13 protein-coding genes are annotated in these 21657 nt (G+C 31.6%); all 13 read right to left on the bottom strand.

The features are described 5' to 3' along the window. Positions 1-90 precede the first annotated feature (90 nt). The gene (gene gcvH / locus AABJ49_RS07880; RefSeq protein WP_338377694.1) at positions 91-471 is read right to left on the bottom strand and encodes a glycine cleavage system protein GcvH; all 381 of its coding nucleotides are present in this window, start codon (positions 469-471) and stop codon (positions 91-93) included. Positions 472-531: 60 nt separating this feature from the next. Next, positions 532-7686, bottom strand: a complete 7155-nt coding sequence (gene sprA, locus AABJ49_RS07885; RefSeq protein ID WP_338377838.1) for a cell surface protein SprA — start codon at positions 7684-7686, stop codon at positions 532-534. 58 nt (positions 7687-7744) lie between these two features. Further along, entirely contained in the window at positions 7745-8326 is a 582-nt protein-coding gene (gene ruvA / locus AABJ49_RS07890; RefSeq protein WP_338377696.1) for a Holliday junction branch migration protein RuvA, read from the bottom strand. 15 nt (positions 8327-8341) lie between these two features. Next, the gene (locus AABJ49_RS07895) at positions 8342-10639 is read right to left on the bottom strand and encodes an NADP-dependent malic enzyme (RefSeq protein ID WP_338377698.1); all 2298 of its coding nucleotides are present in this window, start codon (positions 10637-10639) and stop codon (positions 8342-8344) included. 85 nt (positions 10640-10724) lie between these two features. After that, complete coding sequence (locus AABJ49_RS07900) at positions 10725-12830, bottom strand: T9SS type B sorting domain-containing protein (protein WP_338377700.1); 2106 nt, start codon at positions 12828-12830, stop codon at positions 10725-10727. Between the two features lie 43 nt (positions 12831-12873). Then, on the bottom strand, positions 12874-13794 hold the full coding sequence (gene queG / locus AABJ49_RS07905; RefSeq protein WP_338377702.1) for a tRNA epoxyqueuosine(34) reductase QueG: 921 nt from the start codon (positions 13792-13794) through the stop codon (positions 12874-12876). Continuing rightward, positions 13791-15125 carry a cytochrome P450 gene (locus AABJ49_RS07910; RefSeq protein WP_338377704.1) on the bottom strand — a complete coding sequence of 445 codons (1335 nt, stop codon included), beginning with the start codon at positions 15123-15125 and terminating at the stop codon, positions 13791-13793. The genes queG and AABJ49_RS07910 overlap by 4 nt, the downstream gene beginning before the upstream one ends. Before the next feature lie 23 nt (positions 15126-15148). Beyond that, the gene (ruvB, locus tag AABJ49_RS07915) at positions 15149-16171 is read right to left on the bottom strand and encodes a Holliday junction branch migration DNA helicase RuvB (RefSeq protein WP_338377706.1); all 1023 of its coding nucleotides are present in this window, start codon (positions 16169-16171) and stop codon (positions 15149-15151) included. Between the two features lie 74 nt (positions 16172-16245). Then, entirely contained in the window at positions 16246-18012 is a 1767-nt protein-coding gene (locus tag AABJ49_RS07920) for a cbb3-type cytochrome c oxidase subunit I (protein ID WP_338377708.1), read from the bottom strand. Positions 18013-18038: 26 nt separating this feature from the next. Further along, positions 18039-19190 (bottom strand): cytochrome c oxidase subunit II, encoded by a 1152-nt coding sequence (locus tag AABJ49_RS07925; protein WP_338377710.1) that lies wholly within the window; start codon positions 19188-19190, stop codon positions 18039-18041. Between the two features lie 19 nt (positions 19191-19209). Next, the gene (locus AABJ49_RS07930) at positions 19210-20547 is read right to left on the bottom strand and encodes a quinol:cytochrome C oxidoreductase (protein WP_338377712.1); all 1338 of its coding nucleotides are present in this window, start codon (positions 20545-20547) and stop codon (positions 19210-19212) included. Between the two features lie 30 nt (positions 20548-20577). Continuing rightward, a complete protein-coding gene (locus AABJ49_RS07935; protein ID WP_338377714.1) occupies positions 20578-21123 on the bottom strand; it encodes a cytochrome c in 546 nt (181 codons plus the stop codon). Between the two features lie 8 nt (positions 21124-21131). Then, positions 21132-21656, bottom strand: coding sequence for a DUF3341 domain-containing protein (locus AABJ49_RS07940; protein WP_338377716.1), 525 nt, complete (start codon positions 21654-21656; stop codon positions 21132-21134). Between the last annotated feature and the right edge of the window lies 1 nt (position 21657).

A 21657-nucleotide genomic window follows, 5' to 3' on the forward strand; every position in this document is an offset into this window, starting at 1 on the left:
TGAATTGAATTAATGGTGTTTTTTTCAAAACTAACTAAGCTAAGAATTGTAATTAAAACAACCCAAACCGTAGTTAATCCGATGTAATATTTACGACCCAACTAATTCTTTATATTCGTTGCTGTTTAGTAATTCTTCTAATTGTGAAGGATCAGATATTTTAACTTTAACCATCCATCCTTCACCATAAGGATCACTATTTACTTTTTCAGGTTCACTTTCTAATGAATCATTAAACTCAATAATCTCACCTGAAATAGGTAAAAATAAGTCTGAAACCGTTTTAACAGCTTCAACAGTTCCAAACACTTCGTCTTTATCTAATGTTTGGTCTAATGTTTCAACTTCAACATAAACAATATCACCTAATTCTTTTTGAGCGAATTCTGTAATACCTACAGTTACAACATCACCATCAATGCTAACCCATTCGTGGTCTTTTGTGTATTTTAAATTTTCTGGAAAGTTCATTTGTTTTAATTTTTAAGCAAAAATAAATTTTTATAAATAATAATTTCGATTTTTTTGAATTTAATTTCCAAAATTATATCTCAATGTAAATCCAGCTCTAACGGTTGTGAGTGGAAATGCTGTTGAAATAACTGCTTTTGAAAATTGGTGATCGTAATAAAATATAGCTGTAAAGTTTTTAGAGAAAGAGTAATCTGCTGTAAATTTAATAGACATTAAGTTTTGACCACCAGATAATTGATTATTATCATAATCTAAATACCTAACAATAGTTTCATTTTGTCGAATAGAGAAATCTGCTTTTAGATTCACATCACTTTTAATAACACCTGTAGGTGTATCAGCTAATCTCGAACTTATTGTTACATCTTTGATTCTGTATCCAACACCAAATGTATATTCATTTCCTTTTACTTCTGTTAAAAGATTATTGTCAAAACTCATATTTAAAGTTCTATCTTTTTTCATTTCCACAAGGAATTTTAAAGAATTTTTAGTTTCAAAATCAAAACGCATAAGAGGGTTGAATTGTTCTGCTAAATTAACATTTGATATAATTCTTTCAGCATAAATATTACCGTTTTGATCTGTTACTTCAGGATTCAGGTTTGATCTAAATGCATTTATACCATAACTTGCTCTATATCCGTGTTGAATTGAAAAACGTTTAAACTTGTCTTTGAAGAACTTGTAATTCATTAAACCAGTATACTTGATGTTCCAATTTGGAAGTGGAATTGATTTAAAGTCGTTTGTTGAAACTTTACTAGCATTTTGACCAGAATAAGCAGCAAGGAAAGATGGCAATAATACTTGTTGGCTATTTTTACCAAAACCATCCGGGTAACCATCTCCATCAGAGTCAACTACGTTTCCAGCTCCATAATATGCTTCTGCCAAACGATTGGCAATTATTATTCTATTATCTCTGAAATCTTGAAAAGCTTGAGAAAAAGCTTCACTACTTTCAGTAAAAGCCGTTTTAATTAAAATTGTTGAAATATTATAATTTCCGAAATTATAAGGTGATCTTGGGTTATAAACTCCATCTGACACATCATATTGCTCAGAGAAATTTTCAGACAACGTTCTATCAGCACTTAAATCAATTTTGAAATCTTTAAAAACTTCCATTTGAGCTGTAAAATTTAATTGTCTGTTTTCTACTTGGGTAAAATTCTGATTAAAATCGGGGAAATTAGTCAAATATCCATTTTTAGCCGCTTCATATCTAATATCTGACTGGCTACCTAAAACAAATCCAACTGTTGGTCTTGTTGTTCCAAAAAAACCTACACCTGGTAAAAATCCTGGCAGAACGGTACCGTTATTTTCGGTATAATTAACTTGAATATTTTTTACACTAGTTAATACCCCTATTAAACCTTTTACAAATGGGTTCTGATCTCCAGTAGCTACATTTTTAGGCTTAGCAACAATTTTTTCTCCTGGTTTTGGAGGAGCAACTGGATTAGCTTTTGGTGTTTTTTTAACTCCAATTCCTAACATCTTATAGAAAGCTGTCATATCAAGTGAAGTATTCAACTTATGTGAATTGGCATTTTGAATAGTATTTCCTAATTGGTAAAAATCCCCTTCTAAAGTTTCTACTGTTGAAAAAGCACTTGAAGAACGAGTCCAATTATAATCAGAAGTGTATGAATAATTTGATTTAACAAAGCCTAAATATGGTAATTTATTTATAGGTAATTCGTAGTTCACTACCAACTGTTGATTGTGTTGATTTGGAGTTCCAGCATCCCAAAAGTCATCCCAAATAGAAAAAGAGTCAATTGGCACATTGTTTTCTCCCAAATAATTTTGGACTAAGTTATTAGAATTGGCATTATAAACAAATGAAAGCGATTTTGTCAATTTGTAATTAAAACCATAATTATAGTTGAAGAAAAAATTACGTCTATATAGAGGATCAAGTTCTAGTCCTGGAACATCGTCAACTTGTCTAAATTGTTGTTTATTGTGTTGTCTTAAAATATTAGAACTAAAAGCGATGCTTGTTGGCAAGAAATTAAAGTTAAAATCTTGTAGAGCTTTGTAATAACTTTTTGACAACATTTTTGTTTTTTTGAAAGGTTCAATGGTTGAAGGTTTAAATGAGTATGCATAGTCCACTGTTGCTTTCACCTGTTTATCTGTTAGGCTCTCAATTTCAAAATTATGTTGCTGTGTTTCGTTATAAGAGTAAGAAAGTGTTAAGTTTTCTGGATCATAAATTCGTTGTTTTTGATCGGGAGCTCTATCTTTTCTTACACCAATAAAATTAATACTTTGTCTTTTAGTATAATCGATTGCTCTTTGCTCGATATTATCTTTTTCTGCTTGATCTTCTGTCACAGCAAGCAATTGATCTAATTCAATATCTTGGTAAAAAGGATCATATTTAGGAGTAATTACTTCTTCACCAATTGCATAATTAAAAGGTAAATTAATTCCCCATTTTTTAGGCAATAGTTGTCCTAAATTAAAATTGGTAACAATGTCATATTGTTTAACATCTTCTCTACTTCTTTCATTTGGACCTTGTTCTAATGAACCAAAACCGATTGTACTTAGTCTACCTGTAGTTGAAATAGTAGCAAAATCAGCCATATTTGCATCAAGATTTGCTACAGCAGCATAACCACCTTCATTGTCCATTTCTGACATACGCAATTCATTGAACCAAACTTCACCTCTAATAGGTTGTGTACCATTTTTATTTTTAACTCCAATCATTAAAGTTCTCACTAAACCAAAGTTTGGATTACCTTTTATACCTATTGTTAATCTGCTATCAGACGAACCTAAATCCTCTTCTTCAACATAAATGATTCCATTGTCTTCAGAAAAAATTGGATTACTTAAATTTTCAGGATCTTCTTTTAAAGCCAAAACCTTTAATTTAGTCAATAATGCTAAAGGAACATTAATTTCATTATCTGCCAACCATACATCTTCTGCACTTCTAGCGTTTTGAGAAGAAACTTTTAGAGGCATTTCGACTTGATAGAAGTTTTGAGTGAAGTCATTTCCAAAACGAATAAAAGCTACCATTTCATCATCTTGTAATGGACTCGATTCTGGAATTGGCAATGCTTCAGCATGTAAAAACATACGCATTTTTTTAAACTGTCGCATATCTACATTAACATTCTTAAAAACAGCTCTTGAATCATTAGGTTGCAAACCGTCTACATAATTACCAGAAATAGGATCATAAACTCTTAAAGAAAGAGATTGTTCATTTTGATTGATAATCGTATTGTTGTTATATAACTGCTCTCTTTCAACACCTGGAGGTGCCACATAAGGAATTGGTGAGCGATTACCATTTTCTTGAACATTTACTGCAACTACATCAAAACCTGTATTATCATCTGAAGGATCAAGATCTGTATCATCTAAGGAATTAGTATATCTTCTCCAGTCACCTCTAACTAAATCTAAAGCTCCAAAACGTAAGGTTACATCGCTACTAAATCCAGTTAAAAACATTCTCATGAAACGAACAGAACGTAAATCAGATATTGAATTGGCATCTGGTTGAGCATTAGCAGGTATTGCTAATTCTTGAATTGGAATTTTATATTGAACCCATCTCGATTTTCCTTGTGTTCCATCGGGTAAATCTATATCAGTAACTAAACGTGTATCAACCACATAATTTTGTCCTACTTGAGGGTTAGAATTGATATCAACTTCAAATTTATAATACGCATTGATAGTATTCATCGTATTATCTCTATTGATATCTTCAACATCTGGAAAGGTAGTACTACCTCTATCGGTATCACTAACATTAACAGGTGAATTACCCTGAGTTCCATTATAGTTTCTATATCTATCTAAAACTCCACCTGTTGCACTTAAATAAAATTGATAATTATCTGCTGCAGGATCTGGATTCCCTGCAAAAGTTGGATATTTTGTAGCTTCTTCCGCATCCGACAAGCCGTTTAAACCTAAATCTTGTGCTTCTCTATTACCTTCATTAGTATCAAAAGCATAAATTAAAGATTGAGATGCTGGTGTTTTTCCCCATGCTGTAGTATTAGTTGCTGTTACTGCACCTGCTTCTGGAAGACCATTTTCATACAATTTTCTTCCATCCTTTAAGACATCTTCTGAAATTTCACCTAGATTAAAAACAAGCTTACCATGATTAAGACCTGAGTTATCTATAACCCCTTGTTCATTATAATATGGATCTAATACCCAAAACTGAATATATTCAACATTTGATTGCTCAAAGTTTGTTGAATTAATACTTCTCATAATACCTCCCCAATTGTTTGGTTCAGAACCAGCTGGCAAAGTATTGTTTGTGGTCTGAGAGTTAAAATTATATGGCCCACGTTCTTTTGGATAATAGGTTAAATCTAAAGTTGAAACTACTTGAGTTTGTCCTTGAGCAATATCTGTTTCAGGATATAACTCTCTACTAAAGATTCTTCTAGTTCTATTTGTTGACAAATCAGTGTTTGAAATTCCTGCAGGTGCTTGTGTATAAAAAACTGGATCGATAGAATACCATGACATTTTTGCTCTTTTGTAACCATACTCCAAATCTCCTTCCAATAATTCACCACCATAACCTATTGGTGCACTTGCTAAACTCCAAGCAGAAGCTGAACGCATATCAATGGTAGTTTGTGAACCTTCAAAATCATCAATATATACCGTTGATTCACCGTTAAAATTAGATGTCTTTGACGCTCCGGGTTTTAAATATGCAATTTCACCTCTAAAAGATAAATTGGACGGCACATCAGTATCAATATTTGGTAATTTATTTGCTAATCTTGTTAAGAAAGGTACTTCAGTTGCATAATTGGCATTTAATCCAAAAATTGTGTTATTTACAGCATCTTGATTATAATCTGTTTTTTGGGTAAAAGGTCTTTCCGACATATTCAAAATTGTACCGCCAATAAGGAAATTTTCATTGAATTGATGCTCCACATTTAACCCCCAAAAACGTCTTGTTTGTTGCCCAAAAACGGCATTATTTTCTAATGATACCTGAATAGGAGTATTTGAAGCTAACAAAGAAGTATCAGTAATATACACTCTACCTAATTGATAATTTACAGTATAATCAATTCCTTCAACTAAAACTCTTCCTCCAGCAGTTACAACAACAGAACCTTGTGGAACATTGAATGCTCCAATTGGAATTCCGTCTCCCGAAGTTGACTTGTATCTTCCTTTTAATTGGAATTTATTTTTTTCACTTTCTTGTAAGGCAGCGGCTTGAGTTTGCTTATATAAATTTCTAAAAACATACTTAGTTTGGTTGGCATTGTATATTCCACCATCGTAATCTTCAGAAGGACTCAAGCGTAATTTATCAAAAAGTAATTCTCCAAAAGGTTCTACATTTGTAAAAATAATTCTACCATATTGTGCGTCAACTGTAATTCCAGGAATAAAATCAAAAAAACCATCACCTCCTTGTTGTGGGTCGTTGGTATAGTTTAATTTATCTAAATTAAAAACTTTAATTAAAGGAGTGCTTGTTATAGTATAAGGTAGATTTAAATTTGGATTATCCTCATCAGGAAAAGGAGTACTTCCAACTGGAGTAATGTAATTTAATGGAGAAGGATCTGTGTATAAAATGTTAAATTTAAAATCTTCACTCTCTAGTTGATAACCCCCAGGAATTTGATAAATATTCTTCATCATTAAGTCCCAAGCCGGTTTGTTTACATTAACCAAAGTTCCTTTTAGCATTTTCAAAATCAAACTCTGAGAAGAAGGAGTTGCTATACCTGTTGAGTTATCTACTTGAGTTGCATCAACACCATCTGTACCAAATTCACCTACTTGATACACTTCATCACCAATTGTATATTGATATGAAACAGCTAAAACTTCATCATTTGACAACCTTTGGTTTAATGATATATAACCTAATTGAGGATGATAGGTAAACTCATTTGCGGTTAGTTTTCTAGCATTTTCTAATTTAACATAATCTTGCCCTTCTGTTACTCCAGCAACATTAAACCCATTACCTGCTGTAGCTATATCTCTAATTCCATTATTTAACAACGAACCAGCTCCTCCAATATTTGTAGGGTCGAATTTATTGTTCCCGTTATCAGAAGGTGTGTTTGGAATTACATTAAAGAAACCTGCAGGAAGCGGGTTTAAACCAACAATTTCTGAATCTGGAATATTAGTTAACTGAGCTTCTCCTAAATCTTGAAGACCTATAATGTTTCTTAAATTGTTATCTTGAGTGTTAATTCGGTTTTGTCTGTTTGTAATCCAAACTTCTATTCGAGTAATTTGAATCCTACTATCTATATAAGGATAATTCCTCAAGGCATTATTATAGTTATTTCTAAAATATTGAGACAAGAAATAATGTCTATCATTATCATATTCTTGAGCAAATAAACTAAAATCTTGAATTGTAGCACCACCTTCAGCGTTTACTGTTTTTGTTTGTGATTTTTGCTCAGAGAAAACTCCTGTTACTGTAGTTTTTCCAAATTGCAATTGTGCTTTAACACCAAATAGACTTTGAGCACCACGGATAAGTGTACTGTTTATAGGCAAACTAACATTTCCTACTTCAATTTTTTGAATTATATCATCTTCAGTAGGAGTGTATTCTAATTTAATTAAATTTTGAAAGGCAAAAGTAGATTGTGTATCGTAGTTCACATTCACATTTAAACGAGTTCCAACCTTACCTTGTAAACCCATACTAATTCTTTGATTAAAATCAAAAGTGAAGTTTTTTCTATTTCTTGGAGAAAGAGCTGGGTTATCTTGTTTTGTAAAACGCATTCCTAAATCCATTTCAACAGAACCAGTTGGTTTTACATCAATAGTATTTCCTCCAAAAATAGTTTCAAATAATTTTGAATTAACGTAATATCTTGGCAACAAATCTCTTTTAGCTTCTTCAGAACCTTCTTTTTTTCCATCAACAGCACTTAATTTTTGCTTGTAATATTCACGCATTGATTCTCTTAAAACCAATTCTTCGTATTGTTGTGGAGTAAGTATTATTGGATAATTGATATTGAAACCGTCAAAAGTATTAGAATAAATGTATCTATCAGTTATTGGATCATATGTATAGGCTTCCAAAATACTGCTAGGATTTGGTATAACTAAACTTCCCTGACTATATCCTGGTTTTATTGAATCATTTTCAATTTCTTGTGCAAACGCAAAAGGAGCAATTAGTGTTATGAAAACTGTTGCTACGAACTTAAATAAGTTATACGATAAATTATTCTTTTCCAAGTAATTATAAATTTTTTAATGCTTGTTTGATGATGTTCTCAACGGATGCGTTAGGATTCTCATTAATGATTTTATCAATCACTTTTTCTGCATTCTTTCTAACAAATCCTAAAACCTCCAAAGCAGATAACGCTTCTTCTTTATTTGTATTGTAATTAGATGTTGAAACTTCATCTAAACTATATATTTTTAACACTTTATCTTTTAAATCTAAAATAACCCTTTGAGCTGTTTTTGCTCCAATTCCTTTTATGGACTGTACTGTAGTCACATCGTTTGAAGCAATAGCTTGTATAATATTTGTTGGTGAAAGTGAAGAAAGCATAGTTCTAGCAATATTAGCTCCAATACCAGAAACAGAAATTAATAACTTAAATAATTCTCTTTCTTGTTTTTCGACAAAACCATATAGACTATGAGAATCTTCTTTGACTTGTAAAAAAGTATACAATTTTAAGCTTTCAGAATCTGGTAATAATGAAAACGTATGCAATGAAATATTAATATTATATCCAACTCCATTACAATCAATTACAACTTCTGTTGGTGTTTTTTCAACTAATTTTCCTTGGATATGGGTTATCATTATGGTAAACTATTTCTATTTATTGACTTTAATTTTCTTAATTTTTCGTTCTTTTTCTTGAGCATCAACAACTGCAACTGCAGCCATGTTAACCATTTCTTCTACGCTTGCGCCCAATTGAAAAATATGAACTGGCTTATCTAATCCCATCATGATTGGACCAATGGAATCAGCTTTATTTAATTCTTTAAGCATTTTATAGGTAATATTTGCAGCATCTAAATTAGGGTAAATTAACGTATTTACTTTTTTATTTACTAATTTAGAAAAAGGAAATTTGCTTTTTAACATTTCTGAGTTTAATGCAAAATCTGTTTGTATTTCTCCATCAACAATTAAATCAGGATAATATTTATGCAGATAGTCTACAGCTTCCCTAATTTTTTTAGAACTTTCATTGTGTGAAGAACCAAAATTAGAAAATGAAACCATTGCAATTACTGGTTCCATTCCGAACATTCTAACCGTTTTTGCTGTCATTAGAGCAATTTTGGCTAAATCTTCAGCTGATGGATTTACGTTAATGGCTGTATCTGATAAAAATATCGGTCCACGAGAAGTCATCATCATATTTGTAGTAGCAATTCTTGTAACTCCAGGACCTTTATCAATTAATTCCATTATTGGTTTCACTACAGAAGGATAACTTCTTGAATAACCTGTAACCATTGCATCAGCTTCACCTTCATTCACCATCATTGCAGCAAAATAATTTCGCTCACGCATCCATTTTTCAGCATCTAATAATGTAATTCCTCTTCTTTGACGTGTCTTCCAGAATGTTTTAGCGTATTTGTGTCTTCTTTCATCTTCTTCACTAGTTTTTGGATCAATAATTTTAATATCACCCTCAAAACCTATTTCCAACATTAACTCTTGAATAATCTCTTTATTCCCTAACAAAATAGGAGTACCAATACCTTCTTCTAAAACAATTTGAGCTGCTTTTAAAACGTCTAAATGGTCTGCTTCTGCAAATATTATTCGTTTTGGATCTGTTTTTGCTCTGTTGATTAACAATCTAATCATTTTATTATCAGAACCTAAACGTTCTAATAACTCTTCTTCATATTTTTCCCAATCTGTTATTTCAATTTGAGCTACACCAGATTCCATAGCTGCTTTTGCCACTGCTGGAGCCACAACCGCAATCAATCTTGGATCAAATGGTTTTGGAATAATATAATCCCTACCAAAATTTAATTTTGTTTCACCATAAGCAATATTCACTTGCTCAGGCACTGGAGTTTTTGCCAATTCAGCCAAAGCTTTAACGGCTGCCATTTTCATAGCTTCGTTAATTTTTGTAGCTCTCACATCTAAAGCACCTCTAAAAATATAAGGAAAACCAAGCACATTATTAACTTGATTAGGATGATCAGAACGACCCGTAGCCATGATGATATCCTTACGTGTATTAATCGCCACATTGTAATCAATCTCTGGAACAGGGTTTGCCATTGCAAAAACAATTGGATTTGCATTCATTGTTAACAACATTTCAGAAGTTAAAATATTACCTGCTGAAAGTCCCAAGAACACATCTGCTCCAACTAAAGAATCTGATAGAGTTGTTCCTTTTTTTTCGTAAGAATATCTCTTTTGTAATTCTGACAAATCTGTTCTATCTGATGATAAAACACCATCTTTATCAAACATTACTATGTTTTCTAATTTAATTCCTAGAAGCACATATAAATTTGCACAAGCTAGTGCAGCAGAACCAGCACCAGAAACTACAACTTTTACCTCTTCAATTTTTTTATCTGCTAATTCTAATGCATTCAACAAAGCAGCTGATGAAATAATCGCTGTTCCATGTTGATCATCATGCATTACAGGAATATTCAGTTCTTCTACTAATCGTCTTTCAATTTCAAACGATTCTGGAGCTTTGATGTCTTCCAGGTTTATTCCTCCGAAAGTAGGAGCTATATTTTTTACTGTAGCAATAAATTCTTCAATATCCTTTGTACCAACTTCAATATCAAAGACATCTATATCCGAAAAAATTTTAAACAACAAAGCTTTTCCTTCCATTACTGGTTTAGAAGCTTCTGGACCAATATCTCCAAGTCCTAAAACAGCCGTACCATTTGAAATAACAGCCACTAAATTTCCTTTAGCAGTGTATTTATAAACATTGTTTACATCTTTGGCAATTTCCAGACAAGGTTCTGCAACTCCAGGTGAATAAGCTAACGACAAATCTCTTTGTGAAGCATATTTTTTTGTTGGAACAACCTGAATCTTTCCAGGTGTTGGTTTTGCATGGTATAAAAGGGCTTCTCTTCGTTTTGTATCTTTGTGCATATAACAGATTATATATGAACCTACAAAGTTAAAATAAGGATTGAAAGAAAAAAATTTTAATGAAGTTCTTTTACTTAAAAAAATCTTATCTCAACAACGAGAAATGCCCTTTTACAATTCGTCCATTATTTAGTTCGATTGTGTACCAATAATCGTCTGCTGGCAATTGATTATTGTTATAAATCCCGTTCCAACCTTGGCTTAATGGATTTATTTCTGCCAACAATTTTCCATAGCGATTAAAAATTCTGATAATAGTTTTTGAATTAAGTTTCGCATCAACTCCTTTGATATTCCAATAGTCATTATAACTATCTCCATTTGGAGTAAAATATTTAGGAGCACCTAATACATTTATTTCATTTTCTGCAATTCCACAACCATTTATATCTTTAACATAAACTGTATAAATTCCAGGAGAAACATTATTAAAAACATTAGATTCTTGATAAGAAACGTTATCTAAACTATATAAATAATTTCCAACTCCAGAAGAAGCTATGATCAATGTATTATTATCTGTTAAATCATAAACTTCAACATTATCTATTGTAGCAATATTAGATTCTTTTACTTCAATTGCCCTAGTATTTTCACAATTATTTGAATTAGTTACCTTGACAGAATAAGTTCCTGCTTCATTAACTTGTAAATTATATGAATTTGCTCCAGCAATGACATTATTATCTAAAAACCATTGGTAAGTAAAATCAGCTACTTGATTTGTATTAATTAAACCTGCATTTAAGTTTACAAAGTAATTTGGCAAATTAGCACAGACAAATCTTTCAGTTCCTTGTTCATTAATATCTGGTACCGAAAGAACATTAAAAGAAACAATTCCTGTAGTAAAACATGTTGGGTCATTTGCATTTATAATCTTAACGGAAATGTTTTGACTTGAAGTTGTAAAAGGATTTGGCAATGGACTACTCAATTGTACATTATTTTCATCGTAATATTCTACTAACATTCCTGTTTGTCCATTTAAAATTGTTGCTTGAAAACTTGAAGTATCAAAAGCTGCAGACTCAACTTGTTGTTGTGGGTCATTTTGATTACATAACTCAGTTAAGATTGATGAAACAGGAAAAAATTGCGGTTTATTATTAATTATAAATTCAATAGTTGTATTAAAAGTACATGAATTAGTTGTGTTACTTGTCAATGTAACATTAATGATTTGTTCTGAAGTTATAAAAGGATTCGGTAAAGGACTAGGTAAAGCCATACCGTTTTCGTCAGTATAGGACAGGTCGAAACCCGTTAAGCCATTTAACAAATCTACTTCTAAGTTTGTAGTATCAAAATTAAATATTCCATCAGGTGTTTCATCACAACTCACAATCTGAAGAGGTTGCAAACTATTAAAAACAATTTTAACAGGCATTACTACAAAACATGATGACGAAGTGTGTTGAATTCTTGCAAAATAAGTTCCTTGAGAAACATTATTTAGGCCTAAAATTTCATTTGTATTTAATGAAGCATTTTGATTTGAATTAAAATAAGAAATTGTATAACCAACAACACTTCCTAAATAAGGTGCTGTTAGCACTGAAAAATCATAAGGTTCTAAATTATCTGCTCCATCGTCACATAAAACAATATCTTCAAAAGCATCAAAGTTTTGGATTGAAAAAGGATTGGCAATAGTAGCAGTACCTGTCCAATTTAAACTAAAAGGAGAACTTCCAATTGGCCTATCAATAACTATAAAATAACTTTGTCCAGCTAAAACATCAAGTTGTTTTAAAAAACTATCACCATCAGGTCCTGGCCCTTCAGAAGTATCTGTAGAAGTTGCATTTAAACCTGTATGATTATTTGCTTGTCCAGCTCCTGCTGGGTTTGTAGTAGAACATCTAATTGGACTTCCTAAATTACCACAGTTAGAATTAGGACCAAAAACCCAAAAATCATAATCCTCATTAATACTCGTGCTATTTGGAATTAAAGTAAATCCTAAAGTTCCACCTTGCTCAATCGTTACACGAAGCCAAAGTGAATTGTTTTCTTGACTGCTGCATGACTGAGGTATAATTTCCTGAATACCAGCTCCTGAAACATTATAGGAAATACTTTGATTATCACACGCTTGAATAAAATTCACACAATCATTTGGAAGGTTTTGACCAAATAAAAACGTTGAAGAAGTTATAAATAAATATAGAAATAAGTTGTTTTTCATTGCATTTAACTATAAAAGTCAAAGATAATAAATAGAATAGTTATTATTTTAAAAAATTGACATTCCTTTTAAAACCTTCTATTTTAGTTCTTTTGACTGCAGAGTTTTTAAAAACTTGATTAAAAGTTTCTGTTGTAATTTCTTCCCAATCTTTTTTAGAAAAATTCAGAATACTATCATTAGGCTTTAATAAAGGTTCGTTATGAGATTTAGAAAACTTGTTCCACGGACAAACGTCTTGACAAACATCACAACCAAAAGCCCAATCATCAAATTTATCTTTCAATTCTGTTGGCAAATTATCTTTTAACTCAATGGTAAAATACGAAATACATTTGCTTCCATCAACAATATAAGGTTCAACAATTGCTTCTGTTGGACAAGCATCTATACATGCAGTGCAAGAACCACAATGATCTGTAGTTGAAACATCATATTCTAATTCTAAATCAACAATTAATTCGGCAATAAAATAAAAAGAACCAACTTTTTTTGAAATTAAATTAGTGTTCTTTCCTACCCAACCTAAACCGCTTTTGGCTGCCCAAGCTTTATCTAAAACAGGTGCAGAATCTACAAAAGCTCTTCCAGAAACTTCTCCAATTTCTGTTTGAATGAAATGCAATAATTCTTTTAATTTTTGTTTAATTACAAAATGATAATCTTGCCCATATGCATACTTTGAAATTTTATATGAATCTGGATTTTGAAATTCTGACGGATAATAATTTAGGAGTAATGAAATAACGCTTTTTGCATCATCGACTAATAAAGTTGGATTTAAACGTTTGTCGAAATGATTTTCCATATAACTCATTTGACCGTTTCTGTTGTTATTCAACCAGTTTTCCAATCTTGGTGCTTCTTTCTCTAGAAAACCTGCTTTTGAGATCCCACAAGATAAAAACCCTAATCGCTTAGCTTCTTCTTTTATAATCTTTGTGTATTTTTCTTTAGCGTTCATTTTCTTTTTTTAAATTCCAAAATTGCTTCGTGAGGTTTCAACGTAATGAGTGGTTTTATTTGAATAGCTTCTTTTTTTTCAATAATTTCAAATTTTTCAACCAATGCAATAATAGCCAAAATCATTTCATACATAGCAAAATTATTGCCAATACACATTCTTGGTCCAGCTCCAAAAGGGTAATAATTTTTAGAAAATTTAATGGTTTCATCTAAAAAGCGTTCAGGTAAGAAAGCATCAGGGTTGTTCCAAAAATCTGGATGACGATGAATTTCATAAACTGAAAACAATAAATTAGAACCTTTTGGCAAAACCATTCCGTTGAAATCTTCTTTTTCTTTGTTTACTCTATCAATAAAATAAGCTGGTGGATACAATCGCATGGATTCTTCAATAACTAATTTTGTATAATTAGCATTTTTTATCCAATACATTATGTCGTCTGATGCTTCCTTTATTACTTTAATTTCATTTAAAATTTTTAATTGAGCATCTGGATTTCTAGCTAGCAATTCGCAAGTAAATGTCAATGCATTTGAAGTAGTTTCATGACCAGCCGCAAATAATATTAAAATTTCATCCACCAATTGATTTTCATCCATACTTGAACCGTCTTCATACCTCGCATTTAATAACATATCCAATAAATCATCATGTTTATTGTTGCTTTGTTTTCTTTCTTCAACCAATCTTTTTAGTATAGCCCTTGAATTTTGTGTTAAATCTAGATGTTTTTTCGTCTTTCCAGATAAATTAAACCACCAAACAAAAAAAGGTTGTCTTAATTCTTGCACCAACATTTTTTGAGTAGCTTCAGTGGTATGTTGTAATGAAGCAATATCTGAATCAGAAATATTGATATTAAAAATAGATTTGACAACAGTTTGAAAAGCTAAATCATTAAAAATGGGAAAAATGTCAATTGGATTACCTGTCTTGATATTTTTTAATTCTATTAAAATTGTTTTTTGAATAGTGTCTAACAAAAGGTTAAGCTGACTTTTATGAAATGCTGGTTGAATTAATTTGCGCTGTTTTTGCCAATGTTCACCTTCAGCAGTCAAAAGTCCTTTTCCAACATATTTTGCTAAATCTCTAGTTTGAATTTGAGATTTGGTATAATTTTTTTGGTTTTTCTGAAGAGCATGTTGCAATAAAGAGGCATCCCTACAAAATAAAACAGATTTACCTAAACCAACATTTAAACGAAAAATATTTCCAAATTTTTTAAAATTTTCTGCATGAAATGGCAAAGGATTTTTTAAAATATTATTTGCATGATTTATGAACCTAAAAAAAGAAACTTCAGGGATTTTATTAGGTAAATTCATATTGATTAGTATTGCTTTAGATATTAAAACAAACCTCCTTGGATATTATTTCTAATTTTTCCCAAATGTTTGTACGCTTTATCAGTAACTTCTCTACCTCTTGGGGTTCGCATTATAAATCCTTCTTGAATCAAAAAAGGTTCATAAACTTCTTCGACTGTTTCACTACTTTCAGAAACAGCAGTTGCTAAAGTTGAAAGACCAACTGGACCACCTTTGAATTTATCAATAATAGTTGTTAGGATTTTATTGTCCATTTCGTCTAAACCATGAGCATCTACATGAAGTGCTTTAAGAGCAAAACGAGCTATTTCAATATCAATGCTACCATTTCCTTTTATTTGAGCAAAATCTCTAACCCTACGTAATAAGGCATTAGCTATACGTGGTGTTCCTCTACTTCTACCAGCAATTTCTATAGCTGCCTCCATAGTAATTGGCATATTTAAAATAGCTGAACTACGTTGAACAATTGTTGTTAATAGTTCGGTATTATAATATTGCAAACGACTTTGAATCCCAAAACGAGCTCTCATTGGAGCAGTAAGTAATCCCGAACGTGTTGTTGCTCCTACTAGTGTAAAAGGATTTAAGTTTAGTTGAACTGAACGTGCATTTGGCCCTGATTCAATCATGATGTCTATTCTGAAGTCTTCCATTGCTGAATACAAATATTCTTCTACAATTGGACTTAAACGGTGAATTTCATCAATAAAAAGAACATCTCTTTCTTCAAGGTTTGTAAGTAAACCAGCTAAATCTCCGGGTTTGTCTAAAACTGGACCAGAAGTAATTTTAATTCCAACTCCAAGTTCATTTGCTAAGATGTTGGCTAAAGTAGTTTTTCCTAAACCTGGTGGTCCATGAAATAAGGTGTGATCAAGTGCTTCACCACGAAGATTGGCTGCTTTAACAAAAATTTGCAGGTTTTCTAAAACTTGTTCTTGACCTGTAAAATCATCAAACGAAAGAGGTCTTAACTTTTTTTCAAGGTCAAGTTCTTCGTGATTGTAATTAGAATTTGTTGGATCAAGGTTCTCGTTCATATAGCAAATATAAATAAAGTTACACAAAAAAACCTTTCCGTTTGGAAAGGTTTTAATATTATATTTTTTAGATCTTAGTGATGTAATTCTTCTTCACCATCTTTCATAGGAACGGTTTGAGGAACAAAGTCAACATCATGACCTGGTTTGTTGTAATCATATGGCCAACGATATACTTCAGGAATTTCACCTGGCCAGTTTCCATGAATATGTTCTACTGGTGCAGTCCATTCAAGTGTATTTGATTTCCATGGATTCAATGGTGCTTTCTTACCTTTGAATATACTGTAGAAGAAGTTCCAAAAGAAAGGTATTTGGAAAGCAGCTCCAACAATTGCGAATATTGTAATTAATACGTTAACATCAGCTAATTCATCAAACAATGGGAATGCTGTGTTACTATAATAACGTCTTGGTAATCCTGCCATTCCAATGAAGTGCATTGGGAAGAAAACTCCATAAGCACAAACTGCAGTTACCCAAAAGTGAACGTATCCTAAGTTTTTATCCAACATTCTACCAAACATTCTAGGGAACCAGTGATAAACACCAGCAAAGAAACCGTAAAGTGCAGAAATACCCATTACTAAGTGGAAGTGAGCAATTACAAAATACGTATCGTGAACGTTAATATCTAATGTACTATCTCCAAGAATAATTCCTGTTAAACCACCAGTGATGAATGTTGATACGAAACCTATTGAAAACAACATCGCTGGATTCATTTGTAAGTTACCTTTCCACAACGTTGTAATCCAGTTAAATGCTTTTACAGCAGATGGAATTGCAATTAATAAAGTAGTAAAAGTAAACACCGAACCTAAGAATGGATTCATTCCTGAGATAAACATATGGTGACCCCAAACAATAGTTGATAAGAAAGCAATTGCTATAATAGAAGCAATCATCGCTCTATATCCAAAAATTGGTTTACGTGAGTTTGTTGCAATAATTTCAGAAACAAGTCCCATTGCTGGCAAAATAACAATATATACTTCAGGGTGACCTAAGAACCAGAATAAGTGTTCAAACAATACTGGTGAACCTCCTTGGTAATGTAAAACTTCTCCACTAATAAATATATCAGACAAAAAGAATGATGTTCCAAAACTTCTATCAAAAATAAGTAATAAAGCTGCTGAGAATAAAACTGGGAATGAAACCACACCAATAATGGCTGTAACAAAGAAAGCCCAAATTGTTAGTGGCAATCTTGTCATTGACATTCCTTTAGTTCTTAAATTAATAACAGTTACTATATAATTTAAAGAACCCATTAAAGATGAAGCAATGAATATTGCCATAGAAACCAACCATAAAGTCATACCTAATCCTGAACCTGGAATTGCTTGTGGTAATGCACTTAAAGGTGGATAAATTGTCCAACCTGCAGAAGCTGGTCCTGTTTCAACAAACAACGAACACAACATCACTATACAAGAAATAAAGAACATCCAATATGAAAGCATGTTCATAAATCCTGAAGCCATATCTCTAGCTCCAATTTGTAGTGGAATTAATAAGTTACTAAAAGTACCACTTAGTCCAGCTGTTAATACGAAAAATACCATTATAGTACCATGAATCGTAACTAATGCTAAATAAATATCATTTCTCATTACTCCACCTGGAGCAAAGTTATCTCCTAAAAAGATTTTAAAAATTTCAAAAGATTCTTCTGGCCATGCGATTTGCATACGGAAAAAAAGTGATAAAACTACCCCTACAATTCCCATTAATAGACCCGTGATTAGATATTGCTTAGCAATCATCTTGTGATCTATACTAAAAATATATTTAGTAATAAAAGTTTCTTTATGATGACCGTGTTCGTGTGACATAATTGTATTATTTGAAATCTTCTATATTATTTTTCTACTTGAGCTACTACTTTTGTAGTATCTATTATCGTTTCTATTATTTCTTCTTTAATTTTTTCTGCAGCTGGAGTATTCGCTTCTTTCCATTGAGCAGTTACAGTTGGCTTATCAGCTAACCATTTTTTGAAATCGCTTGGAGTATCAACTACAATTTTCATTTGCATGTTGTAGTGAGAAGCCCCACAAATTTTATTACATAACAAAAGATAATCAAAAGTATAAGGATCTAAAGCTGAATCTCCTTTAGCTACTAAATCTTTACTTTTATTAGCTCTGATTTTGTTAATTTTATCAACTTTAGCCATGATTGCTTCGTTTTGTCTCATTTCAGCAGTAGTAACTGTTGGAACAAAAGCAAATTGAGTAACCATACCAGGCACACAGTTCATCTGTGCTCTAAAATGAGGCATATAAGCTGAGTGAAGTACATCTTGAGAACGTATTTTGAACACTACTTTTTTACCTTTTGGCAAGTGTAATTCAGTAACTACTTTATCATCTTGTGCATTTGGATCTTCTAAATCTAAACCAGTTGTATTGATTCCTTCAATATATCTTACGTTTGCTTTACCAAGTGTATTATCTTCACCGGCATAACGTGCTTCCCAACCAAATTGTTTAGCATATAATTCTACATACATTACATCTTCATCTTCATCATAATACATGATTTGATTCCATGTATACAATCCGTATAAAATTAAAACTGCTAAAACGATCACAGGAATGATTGTCCAAATCGCTTCTAATTTATTATTATCGGCAAAATAAAGAGCTTTTTGTCCTTCTTTACCTCTATATTTAAATGCATAATAATGCAATAAAAATTGAGTAACTGTTTGAACAAAGAAGATTAACCACATTGAAATTTCCATCAAATTGTCAACTTCCACACCATGTTCAGATGCTGGAGTTCCTAATACAAAATCTCCCCAAGCAATAAGTGAATAAATAGTAAATATGTAAATGAATCCTAAAAATCCAAACATTAAATAACCATTAACACTATTATCCTTATCAGTTGCTACACCAGAATTATCTGAAGTTTCACCAACTTGAGTTAAATCAAATATTTTAGTTAATTGCCAAACAGCAATTCCAATTAAAACTAAAACAAAAAATACCAATAAACTCGTCATTTGTTTATCTCTTTAAATATTAATAATGAAAATGTTTACTTTCTTCCATCAAAGGATACTTTTTAGCAATTAAAGGAGCTTTTGTTAGAGCTGAAAATACTACTAAAATAAATAACCCAGTAAAGAAAAGTATTGACCCTATCTCTGATGCTCCAATAAACCATTGATCTCCAACAGTAGCTGGCATAATCATATTAAAGAAATCTAAATAGTGACCAAATAATATTACTGCACCTGCACCAATTACAATCCAAGTTAAACGCTTAAAGTCAGCATTCATAAGAATTAAAATAGGGAAGATGAAGTTTAAGGCTAACATACCAAAGAAAGGCAAGTTATAATGTTCAATTCTTGTGACAAAATATGTTACTTCTTCAGGTATATCTGCATACCAAATCAACATAAATTGTGAGAACCATAAGTATGTCCAAAAGATACTAAATGCAAACATGAATTTAGCTAAATCTTGTATGTGACTCTTGTTTACTTCTGGTAACAGGCCTATTGATTTTAAGTAAATAGTAATCATTGTTAAAACAGTAATTCCACTTACAAAGAAACTTGCAAAAACATACCAACCAAATAAAGTACTGTACCAGTGTGGATCAACAGACATAATCCAATCCCATGACATAATAGATTCAGTAACAATGAAGAATACTAAAAATGCAGCAGAAGCCTTAAATAATTTTTTGTAATTTGAATTATCATTAGACTCATCTTGAGCTAAAGAATATTTTCTAGAAAAATGTCTATATAAATTCCAACCTCCAATAAAAATTACAGCTCTTATTAAAAAGAAAGGTACATTTAAGAATCCTGATTTTCCTTGAATTAAGTGGTCTTCTTTTACTACTTCCGGATCCATCCAAACAAAAAGATGGTTTACATGAAAACCTGAAAGCAATAATAAAATAAAGAATATAATTGAACCTGGTAATAAATAACCTGTTATACCTTCCATAACTCTAAACAATACTGGAGACCAACCTGCTTGAGAAGCAATTTGGATAGCATAAAATGCCAAAACACCCATTGTTAAAAGAAAAAAGAAAATACATGCTACATAAAATGCTGACCATGGTTTGTTTTGCAACTGATGATAAACATGTTCAACATGTTCTTTATGTTCGGCATCAGCGTGAACGTCTTTTGCATCGTGAGCTGCATGTGCATCATGAGTTGAATGAGCGTCTTTAGAAGCTTCTCCGTGTCCATCATGATGGCTTTCGGTCAACATCTTTTCAACCTCTTCAGTGGATTTTGGTACAGATAAGAATCCATAAGCAATTCCTATTATTCCTAATGCAATAAGAATAAATGAAAAAGTTTTTAATTTACTTGAAAAAGTGTACATATCTTTTATTTTCAAAAAAGTGTTTTACAATTATAATTCTGATCTCAATTTTAAAACGTAACCCGCTACTTGCCATCTTTCCTCTTGAGAAAGTTGATTTGCATGTGAACCCATTGCGTTTAATCCGTAAGTTTCTACGTGAAAAATACTTCCTTCTGTAATTTCTCTATCTTTATAACTAGGAACTCCAAGAAATTTTTCTCTTTCAACTAATTTTCCTTTTCCATCTCCTTTATCACCGTGACAAATCGCACAGTATACAGTGTATAATTGTTTTCCATTTTCAGGATTAGCTGATAATGAATCTAGAGGTGATTTTAAATTTGCTTTAGCTTCGTTATATCCTTCTGGAGTATTAGGTATTTCGTAAGGAATAAAACCTCTTTTAATAGCTCCTTCAGGAACTAATTGTCCTTCTTTTCCATTTTTAAAAGCATCAGTTTCTGAATAAGTTTCATACCCAACAGACTCATACATATTAGGAAAAAATTGATAATTTGGTTTAGACTTATCAAAGCAAGATGTTGTCAAAATTGACAAACTTACTATTGCTACTATTTTATATAAGCTTTTCATATCGTGTATTAATGCTTTTCTATTACTAAAACTTCAACGGCTCCAGTTGACATAAAGAAAGAAACTAATTCTTCTTCATTTCCATGAACACCAACTTCCATTAAAAAATGATCATCTGTTGTTCTTACATCAGGATTTTCCGCTTGTTTAAATGGCCATAATTTACTTCTCATGTAAAAAGTAATAACCATTAAGTGAGCTGCAAAAAACACTGTTAATTCAAACATAATTGGCACAAAGGCAGGCATGTTTTGCAAATAACTAAAACTTGGTTTACCTCCTATATCTTGTGGCCAATCTTGAATCATTATAAAATTCATCAATGTAGTTGCAACAGACAAACCAACTAATCCATAAAGGAACGATGCAATTGCAATTCTTGTTGGTGCTAATCCCATAGCTTTATCTAGTCCATGGACTGGAAAAGGTGTATAAACCTCTTCTATGTGATGATGTGCAGATCTAGTCTTGTGAACTGCATCTAATAATACATCATCATCATTGTATATAGCGTGTATAACTTTATTACTCATG

The sequence above is a fragment of the uncultured Flavobacterium sp. genome (assembly GCF_963922255.1).
In the GTDB taxonomy this organism is placed as follows: Bacteria; Bacteroidota; Bacteroidia; order Flavobacteriales; family Flavobacteriaceae; genus Flavobacterium.